Origin of the sequence: Larkinella rosea (assembly GCF_003858635.1) — a bacterium.
Lineage (GTDB): Bacteria > Bacteroidota > Bacteroidia > Cytophagales > Spirosomataceae > Larkinella > Larkinella rosea.
The window spans coordinates 338,708-356,027 of record NZ_RQJO01000009.1; the positions used below are offsets into that span (position 1 = coordinate 338,708).

Genomic DNA, 17,320 nt, shown 5'->3' on the forward strand with positions numbered 1-17,320 from the left:
TCTAAATTTTTTAAACTTTTACAGGTCAATGAAATGGATTTTGGTTTGCGCGATTACCATCGGTTTGCTGGGTATGCTGGCTCTGACCCGAACCGGACAAAAACCGTCCCGGCATCCAAATGTGCTTTTGATTTGCATCGATGACCTGCGTCCTGATTTGAACTGTTACGGAAATCCGGTCATTCATTCGCCCAACATCGACCGGCTGGCGAAGCAATCGGTTTTGTTTAGTCGTCAGTACGTGACGCAGCCGACCTGCGGGGCGTCGCGGTATAGCCTGTTGACGGGCCGGTTGCCGCGCCATCCGGTGGATGTCACGAACGAAGCGCTCGAAAAGCAGGTGGCCGGAAAACCGCGAGCCGAGGTCCCGGAAACCTTCATTGACAATCTGCGCCGGAATGGCTATTACACCGTGGGCATGGGCAAAATCAGTCATTCGCCCGATGGTTACGTGTATGGCTACAACGATCCGAAAAGCGATAAGCTGGAACTGCCGCACAGCTGGGACGAAATGCTGTTCGATCCGGGGAAATGGGTGACGGGCTGGAATGCTTTTTTCGGTTACGCGGATGGCTCAAACAGACAAGGAAAGAAGTCGAAAGTAAAACCGTATGAGGAGGCCGAGGTGGGCGATGACGGGTATCCGGACGGGTTGACGGCCCATCTGGCAGTGGGGAAATTGAAGGAGTTGGCGACGAAAAACCAGCCCTTCTTTCTGGGCGTCGGTTTTTTCAAACCGCACCTTCCCTTCACGGCGCCGAAAAAATACTGGGATCTGTATGACGAAGCGAAAATTCCGCTGACGGATTCACCGACGATTCCCGAACACGTTAATCCGGCGAGTTTACACCAGAGTTCCGAGTTCAACCAATACGCGCTGGGCGACGAACAGGCGTCGCTGGAAAAACCGGTTTCGGATGCCTACGCCCGGAAGTTGCGCCATGCGTATTACGCGGGGGTGAGTTACACCGATGCACAGGTGGGCAAGGTGCTGGACGCGCTGAAGCAATTGGGATTGGATCAGAACACGATTGTGGTGCTGTGGAGCGACCACGGCTGGCACCTCGGCGATTACCGGGTGTGGGGCAAACACACCATTTTCGACCAGTCGGTTCGTAGTGTGCTGATTGTCAAAACACCCGAACAAAAAACCGGTCTGGTTCGGAACGAGATTATCAGCTCCATCGACATTTACCCGACGCTGATGGAGCTCTGTGGGGTCACATCACCGGCTCCGGTCGACGGCAAAAGTTTCAGCAGTCTTCTGAAAAAAGGAAAACCGGCAAACTGGAACAACGTGGCCTATAGCTATTTCAAACAGGGCATCACGGTGCGGACCGATCAATACCGCTACACCCGGTATTTCCGGGCGCAGCAGCCGACGGTGGAACTGTACGATCATCAAACCGATCCGCACGAAAACCGCAACGTCGCCGATGCCCATCCGGACGTGATTAAACAGCTCGAACCGGTTTGGGCAAAAGGCAATACGGGTGTGTTTAACTAATCAGATGTAAAAAGTAAAACCGTATAGGATTATGGTAATCAAATTATTAGCACCCTTTCTGGCCTTGTCACTCTTTGTTTCTCCGGCGCTGCAACCACCGCCCAAAAAGCCGAACATCATCGTGATTCTGGCCGACGATATGGGGTATTCCGATATTGGCAGCTTCGGATCGGAAATTAAAACGCCCAATCTGGATGACATGGCGAAAAACGGGCTTCGGATGGCGCAGTTTTACAACGCGTCGCGGTGTTGTCCCACCCGGGCGTCGTTGCTCACCGGTTTGTTCCAGCACCAGGCCGGGGTGGGCGATATGGTGAACAGCCGGAAGCAACCCGCCTACCAGGGCTACCTGAACCAGAATTGCGTCACCATTGCGGAAGCGTTGAAGCAAAGCGGTTACAAAACCTACATGGCGGGCAAATGGCACGTGGGCACCAAACCCGAATACTGGCCCGTCAAGCGCGGTTTCGACCGGTATTTTGGCCTGATCGACGGTGCCAGCAGTTATTTCGGCAACGAATCCTACCGCCCGAATCAGAAGCTCACCCTTGCGCTGGATGATCAGGAATACAAGCCGGAAAAGGGCTATTATGCGACCAACGCCTTTGCCGATCATGCGGTGGAGTTCATCGGGCAGCATCCCAAAGACCAGCCTTTTTTTCTGTACATGGCCTTTACATCGCCCCACTGGCCGTTGCATGCGCTGCCGGAAGACATTGCCAAATACCGGGGAGCCTACGCCAAAGGCTGGGACAAACTCCGCGAAGAGCGGTACCGCCGGATGCAGGAATCGGGCATTCTGACGAAAAATACGAAGCTTTCACCCCGCGATCAAAAGATTCCGGCCTGGGAAACGCTGAGTGAGGAGGAAAAAAAGAGCTGGGAAGATAACATGGCGGTTTATGCGGCCATGATCGACCGGATGGACCAGAATATCGGCCGCATCCGCCAAAAATTAAAGGAAACGGGGCAGGATCAGAATACGGTGATTCTGTTTTTGTCGGACAACGGTGCCAGTCACGAAGACATCAAACCCACTAATTTTTTACCGGCTATTTACGAAAGCAGCAAGAAACCGTCCAGCGATCCCTCGTCGTTTACGGCCTACGGAATGCGGGGTGCGAACCTGAGCAACACGCCTTTTCGGCAGTACAAACACTGGGAGTATGAAGGAGGAACAGCCACGCCTTTCATTGCTTACGGGCCTTCGATCGTAAAACCGGGTCGCATCGACCAACGGCCGGGCCACATCATCGACATCATGGCGACCTGCCTCGACCTGGCGGGCGGCACGTATCCCAAAACCTACAAAGGCAACGCCATCACGCCCACGGAAGGCGTAAGCCTGGTGCCGTTGTTTCGCGGAACGACCTGGAAGGGGCACGATGCGCTCTTTTTTGAACACGAAGGGCACCGCGCCGTTCGGCAGGGCGACTGGAAACTCGTTTCGGAATACCCGGAAAACCGCTGGGAACTCTACAACCTGAAAACCGACCGGTCTGAGCTGGAGGATGTCAGCGCCAAAGAACCGGAGCGCGTCAAACAACTGGCGGCCCTGTACGACGCCTGGACGCAGCGCGCGGGCGTCATTCCATTCGCGGAACTGGGCAAATCCAAAGGGGAGTAAAAACCGGTTCTTTGAACAATTGTGGAAGCTCAAAGAACCGGGTGTTTTTTGTGGAAAACCGTCGCATCCTGATAGGCTTTGGCAACGGCCAGCAATCGGCCTTCGTCAAACAATTGACCCATAAACGTAATGCTCGTGGGCAATCCTTTGGCGGTAAAACCGTTTGGAAGGGCCACGCAGGGATGGCCGGTCAGGTTGGTCAGCGCCAGATTTGAATTGCCAAAAGTCGGGGTAATGTACACGTCGAAACCCTTCAGGGTTTGCGCCATTTCGTTGATGAGTTGGGTCCGAACGCGGTTGGCCTGAATGTATTCGACCGCTGGGATAAACCGGGCCGAACGGAACGAATTCGGCCAAGCACCGCGAACCTGCCGCACCAGTTGATCGTCCTTACCCGAACGCGTTAGTTCGTCAAAAGCCGCAGCCGCTTCAGCACTCAAAATGTGGGACATTTTACCGACGGGAATGTCCGGTAGCTCAAACGGTACGAGCGTGGCACCGAGTTTGCGGAGCGTTTCGAGCGTCGCCTGATCGTTGGCTTTGTTGGGGTAGTCGGCATCGAACACTTTTTTCACGTACCCAATCTTCACATTCTGCAACGACGCCAGCGGAGCATACCGGAATGGAGCCGCCAATACCGTCGGATCATGCCCGTCCGGGCCGTAGATCGCGTTGAAAACCAGCGCACAGTCTTCGACCGACCGGCACATCGGCCCAATTTTGTCCATCGACCAACTCAACGCCATCGCACCGTAGCGGCTGACGCGTCCGTACGTCGGGCGTAGGCCGGTGATGCCGTTGACGGTGGAGGGCGAGACAATGGAACCGAGTGTTTCAGTACCAATTGCGAACGGGAGCAATCCCGCTGAAACACTTGAACCGGAGCCTGCCGACGAACCGCTGGAACCGGTCGACGGGTCCCACGGATTCCGGGTTTTTCCGCCAAACCAGACGTCGCCCATCGCCAGTTCGCCCATTGTCAGTTTGGCGCACAAAACCGCTCCGGCTTTTTCCAGTCGTTGAATGATCGTCGCGTCGTAATCCAGCGTCTGGTTCTGGTAAGGCACTGATCCCCAAGTCGTTTTATAACCTTTCTTCGCAAACAAATCTTTCGCGCCGTACGGAATACCGTGCAGCGGTCCCCGGTATTTGCCCGCCTTGATTTCGGCATCGGCCCGGCGAGCCTGTTGCAGGGCGGTTTCTTCGGTAAACGTGATGACGCACAATAGCTTGTCGTTGTGGGTTTTAAGCCGGTTGAGGAAGAATTTGGTCAGTTCTTCGGATGCGATCTGGCGCGTGCGGAGGAGTTCGCCCAGTTGGCCAACGGAATAATAAGCCAGTTCGTCCCGATTAGCGGGCAGTACGGTTTTCCCAACGGGGCTGGCTTTGAACGAAGCTGCACCCTGCGGCATTTTAAAACCGGTGGGTAACGGATTGAAATACAGGGCCGGAGCCACGTCGTTGGTCAGCTCTATTTTCCGGATGGCGTCGTAGTTGCTGCGGTAATTGTTGAGGTTTCCCAGCATCGAATCGCGTTCGGCGGCAGTAAAAGTCAGTCCGAAAACGCTGGAAGCTGCATCGACGATTTCGGAGGTTAACGGTTTGGCCGGATCGTTGTCGGCGACAAAAGCTCCGGCCAGAAAACTAAGCCCGCAGGCGGCAATGAATAGCAGTTTTTTCATAGTACTCACGGACTTCAATCGTGTTTTTTAGAGAACAATTTACAAAATAGCCTCAAAAAAATACGGACTGAAGCCCGTAGATACGTAAAAAAGGCGGATTATTCCTGCGCTCGGCTGAAGATTTCGTGAAGCCGGATAACCTGGGGAATCAGCAACTGGGTTTCGTTATTATAAATCACGTAATCAGCCATTTCGATGCGTTCCTCGTCGCTGATCTGCCGACTGATGATGTTCTTGATTTCTTTCTCCGACCGGTGCGGATCGCGTTTGTGAACGCGTTGAATGCGAAGCTCCAGGGGCGACTGGACGACGATCAGTTTATCGAGGTTATTACCGTCTTCACCGGCTGCCCGCAGCAAAGCCGCTTCCTTGATAACATACGGTTTTTCCGAAAAATCGCTCGCCCAAAGTGCGGTGTCGGCATACACGCGCGGGTGAATCAACGCGTTGAGCTGCAGCAATAAATCGGGTTTCCCGAATACCTGCGCGGCCACCCAGCTCCGGTCATAATACCCGGTGGGGCCGTATGCTTCGGGACCCAGTAACCGGGTAATATCCGCTTTCAAAATGGCATCATGATCGACCAGCCATTTGGCCCGGTCATCCGCGTAATAGACGGGAATTCCGAAGGCTTCAAAAATGCGGCATACAGTGGTTTTTCCGGAACCGATTCCGCCGGTGACACCAATCAACAGGGGCCTTTTCAACGGTAGGCTCATTTTTTACGGACAGATTTCGCTTTGGCAGATTTCTTAGCTTTTACCGCTTTTGTCGTTTTAGCGGGTTTTTCGGGTTGGGGGGCAGGAGGGAGCGGAAGGGGCTGAAGTAATTCGGCGACTTCAAAACTGACCGTTACCTGATCGGCGCTGGCCCGAATGAGCGGATGGCGGGGAATAGGCAGCCGCAGTTCTTCGTCGTAACTGAGGGCCAGCCGCCGGGCCGGAATCTTCACTTTAATCGTGTCGGGCATGGCGCGCAGCAAGCGGGCCGGGCCCTCAAACCGGATGGTTCGGGGCGATACATTGATGAAACTCGACACCACCATGCGATCTGCCAGATCGATGCCTGCGCTATCGACAATAATCGGCACCTCCTGTGCGGCCAGTCGGTCGAAATTCAGCGTTAGCGTATCGCCAGCCACAAAATTGACCCGGACATCCTTCGCATGATCGGTTAAAGCAGCCGCCAGCGAAGCGGTGTTGATGAATTTGGTTTGCAGCGGATTCGCAACCGGATAACGAATGGGTTGCGACCGAAACGGAAGCCATGATTTCCGGAAAAGCTTCCAGCCGTTACCCGTTATACTGACGCCAATCGTTTTGGGCAGGGGCGTTGTGGGAACGTACAGTTTCTGGTTGTAAACGAACTCGATTGGATACTGCACGCTAACCGTATAATTATTCTTGTTGAGGGCATTCAGCAACCAGATAACAGCAGCCGCCACCAGACACAAAACCAGCGTCGGCAGTTGAACAGGGCGTGATTGGGTGGTCGTTAGTGGCACAAGCGAAGAAGGGAATTATGGATGATGACGGAGCCGCCCGCGCGGTGCTGAATTATGAATGAGTTTTGTCGATAAACATTCATCGTTCATCACCGTGCGGGCGGCTCCGTCATCATTCATCATTGAATTTTAATTACGCTGGCAATTTGACCGTTGCTTCGCGGGAGATGGCGGTTTTTTCAAACGTCAGTTTCAATCCTTTGTCAACTTCCAGTGTGATGGTGGTGCCTTCAACGGAGTAGACTTTGCCATGCAGACCACCGATGGTGACCACGCCGTCGCCTTTTTTGAGGTTCTCGATGAAATTTTTCTGATCCTTTTGCTTTTTCTGTTGCGGCCGAATCATGAAAAAGTAGAACACCACGAAAATACCGACCCACAGAACGATATTCCAAACCATGGAATTGGACGATCCGCCCGGTAATTGCACTAAAATTGACTGAAAATTCATTTTGACAAGGAGAAGTTTAAAATGGATTGATTGCTATTTTGAGTGGTTATTCGGTGGCAATAAAACCGGTTTATTTCGCACGGCTAACCGAACTGGAATCTGCCCGCGGGTTTACCATGACCCGAAACGCGAGTTCGGTATAGGCCGGATCAGTGTTGGCATAAACCGTTACGGTTTTATTCTGAACCCCCCGTTTTCCCTGGCTGTTGAACAACACCTTGATGGACGATTCCTGGCCGGGTTCAATCGGCGTTTTGGGCCATTCGGGGGTCGTACATCCGCAGGAAGCCTGAATGTTGTTGATAATCAGCGGAAATTCTCCTTCGTTTTTAAATTTGAACTGGCGCGCAATCGTATCGCCTTCGGTCAGGTCGCCAAAATCGTAAACACCTTTGTCGGCGAAAACAATTTTGGGCATCTTACCGGCCAATTCTTTTTTCGAGTCTTTCTGACTCTGGTTGCAGGCTACTGCGCCAGCGAGGAGCAGCAGACCCATGATAAGGTTTTTCATCACGTGGTGTTAACAGAATAAATGGTCAGAAAACCGTTCATTTTCTGACCATTGACTATATAAATTTAGGAACCCTGCTGTTTGATTTGGGCCATCAGACGGTCCACGTCTTCCAGCAATTTTTCGGCTTTTTCACGGGCATCGTTCACCACCCGCTGGCCTTCGGTTTTGGCCACGCTGGCGGGCAACTGATCGGTTTTTAAGATATCATCCAGCAGGGAGCGAAGTTGCTCGCGGTATTTCGACAGGCGGTAAGTCAGCCGGTCACGGGTGACGGCTCCTTTATCAGGTGCATACAATAGGCCCAGTGCGGCTCCGGTGATACAACCCGTCATGAAAGCAGTCAGTATTTGGCTTGTTCTGTTCATAATTGTACTTGATTGTCAGTGGTTTGTTGTGTAATTGACAGTCAGACCAGAGCGAATAGAAGCGTTTAAAGCGACGAGTCGTTTAGCTCTTCTCTTTGTTCTTTTGTCTTCCTCTATAAACGCAAAACCACCGGAAAGATAAACTTATTTATTATCCAGTAAACCCCGGCCACTCTTGCGGAGTTGGCCCGACGTTTTTAATTTCTCCGACAAACTATCCAGGATACCGTTGACAAATTTGCCACTTTTCGGCGTACTGTACACTTTTGCCAGTTCGATAAATTCATTAATCGTTACCTTAACCGGAATGTTTGGGAAATTCAGCAATTCGGCCAATGCCAGTTTCAGAATGATTTTATCCAGTTGCGCCACCCGTTCGACATCCCAGTTGGTCAGTTGATCGGCCAGCAAACTTTCATATTCGTCGTCGTTTTCCAGGGCTTTTTTGTACAGCGTTTCCAGAAAAAACCGGTCTTCTTCCCAATCGTCGGTCAAAGCCAGCAACTTCAAACCGTCCGCCGTCTGAACGGATTTCAGCGTTTTTATGGCCATGCTCCGCACCACTTCGCCGTTTTCGGACCAGCTCAGGTCCCACTCCTCAAAATAGCTTTTGGCGGGCTCCTGTTTCAGCAATACGTTGCGCAGTATGTGCTGAACCAGTTGCTGGTCCTCGTCAGCGGTGTGTTGGGTGGTTTCACAATACGCGCGGTACGTGTCGTCTTCTTTCAGGATGTCGTTGTAGATTGTCCGCACCATCTGAAAATCTTCCCCCCACTCGACTTTTCGCCGAATCTGCTCCACTTCCAGCGGTTTGAACTCCCGGAGGGCTTTGATCATCCGGTTTTTATCCAGACCCGATTCCTTCGCAATCGGGCGGGCGTCCACGTCTTCGTACAGCCGTTCACGGTCAATCTGGGCCACGTGGGCCAATTCGAGGAGCAAGGTCAGCAGCCGGATGTAAGAGTTGTCCAGTGTCCGAACATCGTCGATCAAAGCCTGCAATACCCGCTGACGTTCTTTCGTGGTGCTATTTCGGTATTCGACCAGGGCCTGATTGGCGGCAACGAGCACTTTCCGTGGAATGTCCTCCTCTTCCGACGGTTTGCCTGCTTTCAATCCTTCTTCAAACAAAACCGTTGCCAGTCGGCGGTAGCCTTCCAACTGCTGAAGGTTCTGCACCTCCATCGAATTCAGGTCACGCTGAAAAGTTTCGGTAATGGCGTCGACAGCCAACTGCCGACTTGATAATTCGGATTGGCGCAGCGCGTAAAAAGCCTGCATCACTTTAATCCGCAATAAACGTCTGTTTAGCATTCTGGTCCGGCAAGAAACAAAGAACTCGGTTCGATATTTCGAAGATTGGTAATTGGGTACAAAAGTACGGAAAATGTCTGAAATTGTCTTGAACTCGGATTACACAGATTAAAGGATTAAGAGTCTTGAACTGGGATTCCGCAGATTAAAGGATTAACTAGGATTGTCATTGGTGTTTTTTAGCCGGAGGCTATCCTCTTAATCCCTTAATCTGTGCAATCCGGGTTCAAGACAACAAACTATTCCCACCGGTTTTCTGTTACCGACCCAGCAGCTCTTTTTGTTCCATTGAAAGCCGTCGCCTGAAGTGAAAGCACTTTCCCACCTCAACAAATACTTACTCAAATACAAATGGTACCTGATCTGGGGAACCGCTTTTACCATTATTTCCAACCTGTTTGGGATCATTCCGGCGCAGTTGGTGCGGTATTCGCTCGATCTGGTGAAGGAGACGCTCGATATTTATTTTCTCTACAATGGCAGTCGGCTGCAAAGTAACTTATACGATGTCTTTGCGTTCAGTATCCTGTTTTATGGATTGCTGATTCTGGCAATGGCCCTGTTAAAAGGCTTCTTTCTCTTTCTGGTCCGGCAAACGTTGATCGTAATGTCGCGGCACATCGAATACGATCTGAAAAACGAGATTTACATTCACTACCAAACCCTTCCGCTGAGTTTTTTCCGCCAGCACAATACCGGCGACCTGATGGCCCGGATCTCGGAGGACGTCAGCAAGGTGCGGATGTATATCGGCCCGTCGATCATGTACGGTTTGAACCTCATTACCTTATTTGTGCTGGTAATCAGCTACATGGTTTCGATCAACGTTCGGCTGAGTCTGTACGTGCTGCTGCCCTTGCCGGTTCTTTCGGTCGCGATTTATGTTGTCAATACCATTATCATTAAACGTTCGGAAGAAATTCAACGGAGCCTTTCGCGGCTTTCTACGTTTGTGCAGGAAGCATTTTCGGGGATTCGGGTGTTGAAAGCGTTTGTACGTGAAGACAATTCGGCGGCCAATTTTACGACTGAAAGCGATGTTTACAAGCAAAAATCATTGCAGCTGACCCGCGTCGATTCGCTGTTTTTTCCGCTGATTATGTTACTAGTCGGTTTTAGCAATGTACTTGTTGTTTACGTGGGCGGGCAGGAAATTCTGACCGGGCGACTGACACCGGGCAACATCATGGAGTTTATTCTGTACGTCAATATGCTGACCTGGCCGGTAATGGCGCTCGGCTGGACGACCAGCCAGACGCAACGGGCTGCGGCTTCCCAGCAACGGATCAACGAGTTTTTGAACGCCAAAACCGACATTGTTTCGGAAAAATCGCTGGAACGCGAGGTTGTGGGGGAAGTTGAATTTCGGAATGTGCGGTTTGTTTACCCGGATTCGGGAATCGTCGCCATCAAGGATTTTAACCTGAACGTCAAAGCGGGCGAAACCGTGGCGATTTTGGGCACAACCGGTTCGGGGAAGAGCACACTGGCGAACCTGCTCACGCGCATGTACGACCCCACCGAAGGCCAGATACTGATCGATGGGATTCCGCTGAAGGATTACAGCCTGACGAGCATTCGCCGGCAGATGGGGTATGTGCCGCAGGAAGTGTTTCTGTTTTCCGAAACGATCAGCAACAACGTCAAATTCGGGATGCCGGACATGCCGCAGGAAAAAGCCGAACAGGCCATTAAAGACGCTGATTTATACCAGAACATCATTGATTTTCCGGAGAAGTTCGACACCCGGATCGGCGAGCGGGGTGTTACGTTATCGGGTGGTCAGAAGCAACGGCTTTCCATTGCCCGCGCGATTGCCCGCGATCCCAAAATCCTGATTCTGGACGATTGCCTGTCGGCGGTCGATACCAATACGGAGAATATTATCCTGAACAACCTCCACCGGATTATGGAAAACCGCACCTCCGTGGTGATTTCCCACCGGGTTTCGTCGGCCAAACTGGCGGATAAAATCATCGTGCTCGACGAGGGCGAAGTGGTCGAACACGGTTCGCATGAGGAACTGCTGGCGGCCAACGGCGTCTACCGCGAACTGTATGAAAAGCAGTTGCAGACCGAGGAAGCTTGAGAATTTCCGGTTAATTCAACGCGTTCCAATTAGGTGAAAACCAAACGAAAGTCCTGAAACAGACCGAGTTTATTAAACGTTTGAGACGTTTTCAGAGTAAAGATCGACGCGACAAAGCCAGAAAATTACAGGTCCGGGCACTTGATGACCTCTTCGAAGAGCTTGATGCTGAAATGCCTGGTGTTGAAATGTCAACAGAAGAAATTCAAGCGGAAATTAATGCTCGTCGGGGTGAAAAAAGGCAAAAGACTCAAAGTCATTCAGTTCACAAAAATCAGGTATTCGTTCCGGTGATTCATAGGCAACAGCTGCCGCATAGCCTTCCGTCATCGCAAAGCTACTGATGATCCAGCGGTTCGAATTTCCAATTCGTTGACTTTCTACTTCGTATGAGCCGTCCTGTGTCGGAATCTGCTGGAAATGCTCGTCGATGCCCTGGCCGGTCGCTTTCACGAGGGCTTCTTTCCGGGTCCATAACTGGTAAAACCGGGTGCGTGGATCGGGACTTTTTTCAATGAAAGCCTGTTCTTGTGGGCTGAAACTTTCGGGAAGTATATCCTGGTACCGGAAATCCCGGTCTATTTTTTCAATGTCAACTCCGACGGCGGTTTTGCTCAGGGCGATCAATGCCCAGTCGCCGGAATGGGATACATTATACTGCCAGTTGCTCCCCCGAACCGACGGTTTTTTGTGACTAGTTTGGACAAATTGAATGGCACCCGGTTTTTGACCGGTGTAATGACCCAGCAGACTGCGTAACAAACCCCGCGTAATGATGAACCGATGCCGGTCTTTTTCGTGGAAATACCGCTGGGCCCGCACTTCCTCATCCGGTGATAACAAAGCAAAAAGCTGCGAAATCAATGCCGAAAACCGTGCCAGCTCGATTCGAATAACAAGCAGTTCGGAAACCGGAAACGGCTCGGCCAGCGGTGACCATTTTACGGCCGGAAGTGTGTTGTAAACCAGAAAAGCGGAACGCATCGCCAAAGATAACAGCCGCTTAGCTGTTGTCCAGCACTTTTTGTAATACACGGGCAAATCCCTTGTTATGGGGCGGATACAACATCGTTTTATGATCGCCCTGAACATCGTGCGCCCGAACGCCCTTCAACGCAAACCGGCTCCAGCCCAGAAACTTGAAATCGTCGATGTAATACGGTCGTTCCGTAGCCCGGAATAAATGGATGACGCCATCGTACGGTTCCATGATGTATTTTTGAAAAACGGCTTCATTTTTGTCAATAATCGCCATGATCGCATCCGAAAGCCCTTCCGGTTTGGGCCGCTCGGCCAGGCCCAGCGCAACCAATACGGTGGTCAGCTGGCGTTTTACGTAGCCTTTCTGGTAGCGCAAAGTAGCCCCCGGTTTTTGCAGCAGTGATTTGGTGAACCACACTAATTTGGGAATCTGCCGGTGCAGCTTCTTGCCCAATTTGTAGAGGGCCGATTTGTGCGCCATGACCTGATGCGCCGAGTATTCGTCGGCATTGGTATCAAAAACTCCTACCAGTTTTACTTCTTTGCCCATTGCCTGTAATTGCCGGGCCATTTCAACGGCAATGTAACCGCCTGACGAATAGCCCGCTATGGCGTAAGGGCCGACCGGATTTTGCTCTATAATCTCACTGATGTAGAACGTCGCCGTGTCTTCGAGCGTTTCCATTGGCTGCGCATTGCCGTCGACTCCCAGCGCCTGTAGGCCATAAATAGGCTGTTCTTCGTCCATGTGTTCAACCAGATTCTTGAAATAGAGCAGATTCAGGTCGTAGCCGTGGATGATGTAAATCGGCATTTTTGAACCCGTTGGCTTAATCGGTACCAGTGATTTCCAGATGGTTGATTTTCGCGATTTCTGAAGCAGGGCGGCCAGTTTCTGGATCGTCGGATATTCAAACAGCGTGGCCAGCGGCAAGCGCTTGCCGGTTTCTTTTTCGAGCTGCGTCATGACCTGAATGGCGATCAGCGAATGGCCTCCCAGCGCAAAAAAATCGTCGGTGATGCTGAGGTGATCAATCCCCAGCAGACTTTGCCAGATGTGTCGGATTAGTTCTTCCTCGGCCGATACCATCTCGGAAATTTCCTGCTTCTGATGAGCCGAAGTCAAGGGCTTGGGCAGTGCCTTCCGGTCAATTTTTCCGTTTGGAGTGAGCGGCAGCGATGGCAACACCACAAACTCCGCCGGAACCATATACGGGGGTAATTCCACCGCAATGGCCTGTTTCCATTGTTGAATCTGATCGGCAGAAACGGCCAAAGTCGGTGTGTAGGCATGACTGGCAAATGCTTCGATGGGCTGGTTGAGCCGAATCTGGCCCGGTTTTTCGGGAATGGTATTTTTGAGGAAATTCGGGATGAAAATCACCTCAAAAGTTCCGTCCGATCCGTTCGTAGTCCAGCGGATGTGGGGTTGGAAACCCAAGCGGGGCCCCAGCTCAAAAAATAGTTCCGGGTCCGACCCTTTCGGAGCCGCATCCAGTTCCGGTTTCAGGTCTTTCAGGAAAGAAGTTGGTGCTGCGTCCGCAAGAATTTTTAGGAATGTATGATCGCTGGTAGTGCGGTTATTAACAATAGCGGATAACCGAACGACTTTGTGCGGGTGGGTGAGCAAATCTTTTTCCAACTGCTCAGCCGTATAAGCTGCGGTCCATTGAATCTGTTTGGCAGCCGTAACGGTTTGGGGAGGAGTCCCGACGTACAACCAGACATCGTAGTGGTATTTGGTGGTTTCGTTCCGGAAAGTACCCCGCCGGAGCTGAATGTCAACCGCCGAAACACCGGGAATTAGGGACGGAAGCAAATAGAAAAAAGCCGGGTCTGCGGTAAAATTATCTTCCAGTCGAACCCGCCGATCAACGATTTTAGTGAATTCGGCAACCGTAATTTCGGACGTCGATCGTTGAAACTGATCATAGGCATGATGCATGCGCAGCGTATCCTTGCCGTGAACATCCCCAATGAAAATGCAACCGCCCGATTGAACCGCTTTGGACGCCTGTCCGATGACCGTGATCAGGTAATTAGTGTCTGGCAAATACTGAGTAACACTGTGGATCAAAACCAGATCGAGCGATGAATCTTCAATCTGCGAGAAATCGTCGGCCATCGCACTTTTTACCGAAACGTGCCGCCATTTTTCGGGTTGAAGGGCCAGTTTCCTGTTCAGTATAGTCAGAGCGGTTTCGGCGTAATCCGTTGCAATATACGATTGCGTATCCGGTGCAATTTCGAAAACCAGTTGGCCCGCTCCGCACCCGATTTCCAGCACCTTTTTCGGTTTCAGGGCTTTAATCCGTCGAATGGATTGCTGCAGCCACTCATCGACTTCCGGCCGGATGTCTTTTCGGGAACTGATCAACTCCACAATGGCAACGTCCAGATTCTGATCCGATAGGTGCATGTCGCTTTCGTGCAAAATACCCTGATCGTAAATGACCCGCCATTTTTCTCGCCAGTCGGGGCTGGTACGCCGGTTTTTTTCCTGTTTCGTAACCACGTACGCAACCAGACGCTGATCACCAGGGCGGTCTTCGCGGGCTACTACGACGGCTTCCTGAATCGTATCGAGTTTCGTCAGCGTGTGTTCGACTTCGCCCAGTTCAATGCGATGTCCACGGATTTTGACCTGTTGGTCGATGCGCCCCAAACAGACAATTTCACCGTCGGATGTAAATTGACCGAGATCGCCCGTTCGGTATAAAACCGCTTCTTCGCTCGGATCAAACGGGTTTTGAATGAATTTCTCGGCGGTTAATTCGGGGCGGTTCAGGTAACCAGGTGCCACGCCATCGCCACCAATGTAAATTTCTCCCGGAAAACCCACGGGCAGCGGATTCCGTTTTTCGTCCAGAATATAAACCACCGTGTTGGCAATGGGCCGACCAATAGAAATAAGTTCACCGGTCTCGTTGTGGATTTTTTTCAGCGTCGACCAGATGGTGGTTTCGGTTGGCCCGTACATATTCCACAACTCGTTACCGGCAGCGTTCAGTTGAGTCGCCAGATCTTTCGGCAGCGCTTCTCCTCCGCAGAGAACTTTCAACGGAGGCACGTCGTTCCAGCCCACCGCCAGCATCATGCGCCAGGTCGATGGTGTGGCCTGCATCATTGTAATCTGTTCCGACCGGATCAGATCGAGTAAAACCCGGCCATCCTTGCTGGATTCCGCATCCGTCAACACCAGTTCGGCCCCACTCATCAGCGGCAGATACAGTTCCAGTCCCGAAATGTCGAACGAAATCGTGGTTACGCCCAGCAGTTTGTCTTCAGATCGAATGCCGGGAGCGGTTTGCATGCTGAGCAGGAAATTGACCAGATTCCGGTGCGTAATCTGAACACCCTTGGGCTTCCCGGTCGAACCGGAGGTATACAAAATGTACACCCGATCCGTCGCCAAAACCGTCACCTTCGGTTCAACCGTGGAAAAAGTTGCCGATTCCGCCAATGCCTGTTCAATCGAAAGTTCGGTGGCCGTTGTCGGAAACCGGTTCCGGTATTTGTCGGAAACGATGAGCATTTTGGCCGCCGAGTCGGTCAGCATAAAAGCGATCCGCTCAGCCGGGTACTCCGGATCGGTCGGCACATAAACCGCTCCGGCTTTCATGACTGCGAGCAAGGTAATGAGCATTTCCGGGGATCGATCGACGGCAACACCGATGATATCGCCGACCCGAATTCCCTTCCCGATCAAATAATGCGCCAGCCGGTTTACGGCGGTATTTAACGCTTCATACGTTCGTTTCTGATTTTGAAAAGTCAGGGCGGTTTTGTCGGAAAACCGGTGAGCAGCCTCCGCAATCAGGTGATGAAGCGGGGTGTTGCGCGGATAATCTACCCCGGTTGCATTCCACCGCTTAAGCTGCTCAAGTAAATGGTTGGGATTTGAAAACTGGATGGCATCCAGCCGAATCGTTGGTTCGGCCACCACGGCTTTGATCAACGACTCGAATTCGGCCATCATCCGGTCGATCGTTTCGGCTTTGAACAACTGCGTGTTGTATGACCATTCCAGCGTCAGGGTTTTGTTGGAGTCGCTGACATTCAGGAAGATCTCAAAACTTTCGAACGCTCGCGGGTTGTTGAAAAGCCGGTAGGTCAGCCCCTGAAAATGGACACCTTCGGTCATTCCCATGTCGATGTTGAACACCACCGGCACCATCGGAATCCGGGACGGATCGCGCGGTATTTTTAGCTTTTTCAGCAAACTGCCAAACGTCAACTGCTGATGATCAAAAGCATCCAGAACGGCTTTTCGGCGCTGTTTCAGGAAATCCAGAAACGACAGTTCGCCTTTCGGAAAACTCCGCAACGGCAATAGATTAACGCAATGGCCCATCAGCCGGTTGTAATCCAGCAGCGTTTGCCCGGCTGCGGGCAGTCCAATGGCAATATCTTCCTGTCCGGTAACCCGGCTGAGGAACACTTCAAACGTGGCCATCAGCGTAGTTACAAAACTGCAGCCGGCCTGTAAGCCCCGTTTTTTCAGAGCCGAAACCAGGTTGGAATCGAGCGTGTAATCCTGCCGGTTACTTTTGAACGTTCGCGCAACGGGCCGGGGAAAATCCGTCGGTAAATTCAATACCGGAACGTCCTCCTGGTATTGATCGATCCAGAATTGCTCGATTTGGCGGTATTCTGTGCTTTTTGTAAATGCAAACTGCTCGTGGGCATACTGACTGAACTTCGGCGATCGGGGCAGATCGGGTTGCGTATTCAGCACGTAGGCCGAATAGATTTTTCCCAGATCCTGCAACATCGTGCCGGTCGACCAGCCATCGCAAATGATGTGGTGAGCCGTGATGACGAAGTGGTGTTCGTTGTCGGTTAATTTGATCAGGCTGGCTTTCAGGAGTGGGCCATTCAACAGGTCGAATACGTAAAGAACTTCCTGTTTCAGGTAATTACGAATCCACTGCTCCCGCTCCGTAACTGACTTCGTCGAACAATCCTCGTAAAAAAGAGTAATCGGAAAATCCCGGAAAACCAGAATCTGGCGACCATCGGCACTGAACGCCAGCCGCAACGCTTCGTGACGCCGGATTAACGTCCCTAAGGCTTCTTCCAACGCATTTCGGTCGAGATGACCCTGAAACCGCAGCGAACTTGATTCGTTATAAGCCCGGTTGGCATCGTCACCGCCCAGTAAGCAGGCCGACCAGATTTCTACCTGCGGTTCGGTTGCAGGAGCCAGCCGAATGAGCTCCGGACCCGCAAACGGATCGAAATCGACAGGGGTGAGGTGTGGAGAAATAGCGTGATCAACCATGC

General features: G+C 51.8%; 12 protein-coding genes. 3 read left to right on the forward strand and 9 right to left on the reverse strand.

Annotated features, from left to right (window positions below; all coding sequences use genetic code 11):
- Positions 1–28 precede the first annotated feature (28 nt).
- Together EHT25_RS17365 and EHT25_RS17370 are read left to right on the forward strand one after the other, a co-directional pair.
- Positions 29–1,507 (forward strand): sulfatase, encoded by a 1,479-nt coding sequence (locus EHT25_RS17365; protein ID WP_124876410.1) that lies wholly within the window; start codon positions 29–31, stop codon positions 1,505–1,507.
- A 31-nt stretch (positions 1,508–1,538) separates the two neighbouring features.
- The gene (locus EHT25_RS17370) at positions 1,539–3,134 is read left to right on the forward strand and encodes an arylsulfatase (protein ID WP_124876411.1); all 1,596 of its coding nucleotides are present in this window, start codon (positions 1,539–1,541) and stop codon (positions 3,132–3,134) included.
- 29 nt (positions 3,135–3,163) lie between these two features.
- Here EHT25_RS17370 and EHT25_RS17375 read toward each other — a convergent pair whose 3' ends face one another.
- The 7 genes from EHT25_RS17375 to nusB form a co-directional block, all read right to left on the reverse strand.
- Positions 3,164–4,816 carry an amidase gene (locus EHT25_RS17375; RefSeq protein ID WP_124876412.1) on the reverse strand — a complete coding sequence of 551 codons (1,653 nt, stop codon included), beginning with the start codon at positions 4,814–4,816 and terminating at the stop codon, positions 3,164–3,166.
- Between the two features lie 98 nt (positions 4,817–4,914).
- On the reverse strand, positions 4,915–5,535 hold the full coding sequence (gene coaE, locus EHT25_RS17380; RefSeq protein WP_374756165.1) for a dephospho-CoA kinase: 621 nt from the start codon (positions 5,533–5,535) through the stop codon (positions 4,915–4,917).
- A complete protein-coding gene (locus EHT25_RS17385) occupies positions 5,532–6,320 on the reverse strand; it encodes a YbbR-like domain-containing protein (protein WP_124876413.1) in 789 nt (262 codons plus the stop codon). The genes coaE and EHT25_RS17385 overlap by 4 nt, the downstream gene beginning before the upstream one ends.
- A 133-nt stretch (positions 6,321–6,453) precedes the next feature.
- On the reverse strand, positions 6,454–6,720 hold the full coding sequence (gene yajC, locus EHT25_RS17390; RefSeq protein ID WP_124876414.1) for a preprotein translocase subunit YajC: 267 nt from the start codon (positions 6,718–6,720) through the stop codon (positions 6,454–6,456).
- Positions 6,721–6,841: 121 nt separating this feature from the next.
- Entirely contained in the window at positions 6,842–7,282 is a 441-nt protein-coding gene (locus tag EHT25_RS17395; RefSeq protein ID WP_124876415.1) for a DUF1573 domain-containing protein, read from the reverse strand.
- Between the two features lie 65 nt (positions 7,283–7,347).
- Positions 7,348–7,650: a YtxH domain-containing protein gene (locus EHT25_RS17400; RefSeq protein WP_124876416.1), complete on the reverse strand. Its 303-nt coding sequence runs from the start codon at positions 7,648–7,650 to the stop codon at positions 7,348–7,350.
- A 144-nt stretch (positions 7,651–7,794) separates the two neighbouring features.
- On the reverse strand, positions 7,795–8,964 hold the full coding sequence (gene nusB, locus EHT25_RS17405; protein WP_229311598.1) for a transcription antitermination factor NusB: 1,170 nt from the start codon (positions 8,962–8,964) through the stop codon (positions 7,795–7,797).
- A 307-nt stretch (positions 8,965–9,271) separates the two neighbouring features.
- On the opposite strand from nusB, the gene EHT25_RS17410 reads away from it, so the two are divergent.
- Entirely contained in the window at positions 9,272–11,053 is a 1,782-nt protein-coding gene (locus EHT25_RS17410) for an ABC transporter ATP-binding protein (protein ID WP_124876417.1), read from the forward strand.
- Positions 11,054–11,269: 216 nt separating this feature from the next.
- Here EHT25_RS17410 and EHT25_RS17415 read toward each other — a convergent pair whose 3' ends face one another.
- Positions 11,270–12,037, reverse strand: a complete 768-nt coding sequence (locus EHT25_RS17415; protein WP_185731403.1) for a 4'-phosphopantetheinyl transferase family protein — start codon at positions 12,035–12,037, stop codon at positions 11,270–11,272.
- A gap of 19 nt (positions 12,038–12,056) precedes the next feature.
- Positions 12,057–17,318, reverse strand: a complete 5,262-nt coding sequence (locus EHT25_RS17420) for a non-ribosomal peptide synthetase (RefSeq protein WP_124876419.1) — start codon at positions 17,316–17,318, stop codon at positions 12,057–12,059.
- Positions 17,319–17,320 lie beyond the last annotated feature (2 nt).